1 rRNA gene is annotated in these 788 nt (G+C 57.6%); it reads right to left on the reverse strand.

What is annotated here, in order from left to right:
- Window positions 1-788 (reverse strand): 23S ribosomal RNA (locus CA983_RS44440); the annotation flags it as partial.

Here is a 788-nt window from a genome sequence, read left to right on the forward strand (position 1 = left end):
CATCGCCTTACGGCTTCGCACGGACCTGTGTTTTTAGTAAACAGTCGCTTCTCGCTGGTCTCTGCGGCCACCCCCAGCTCACCGTGTAAAACGGATCACCAAGAATGGCCCCCCTTCTCCCGAAGTTACGGGGGCATTTTGCCGAGTTCCTTAACCATAGTTCACCCGAACGCCTCGGTATTCTCTACCTGACCACCTGAGTCGGTTTAGGGTACGGGCCGCCATGAAACTCGCTAGAGGCTTTTCTCGACAGCATAGGATCATCCACTTCACCACAATCGGCTCGGCATCAGGTCTCAGCCTTGTGTGCGACGGATTTACCTACCGCACGGCCTACACCCTTACCCCGGGACAACCACCGCCCGGGCTGGACTACCTTCCTGCGTCACCCCATCACTCACCTACTACCACCTTGGTCCGGCGGCTCCACCACTCCCCTTTGCCCGAAGGCTCCAGGGCGGCTTCACGGCCTTAGCATTAGTGGATTCAATGTTTGACGCTTCACAGCGGGTACCGGAATATCAACCGGTTATCCATCGACTACGCCTGTCGGCCTCGCCTTAGGTCCCGACTTACCCTGGGCAGATCAGCTTGACCCAGGAACCCTTAGTCAATCGGCGCACACGTTTCTCACGTGTGTATCGCTACTCATGCCTGCATTCTCACTCGTGAACCGTCCACAACTCGCTTACACGGCTGCTTCACCCGGCACACGACGCTCCCCTACCCATCCACACAGGCGTTGGCCCTATTGTGTGAATGACACGACTTCGGCGGTACGCTTGAGC

The organism is Streptomyces swartbergensis, assembly GCF_002148965.1.
Lineage (GTDB): Bacteria > Actinomycetota > Actinomycetes > Streptomycetales > Streptomycetaceae > Streptomyces > Streptomyces swartbergensis.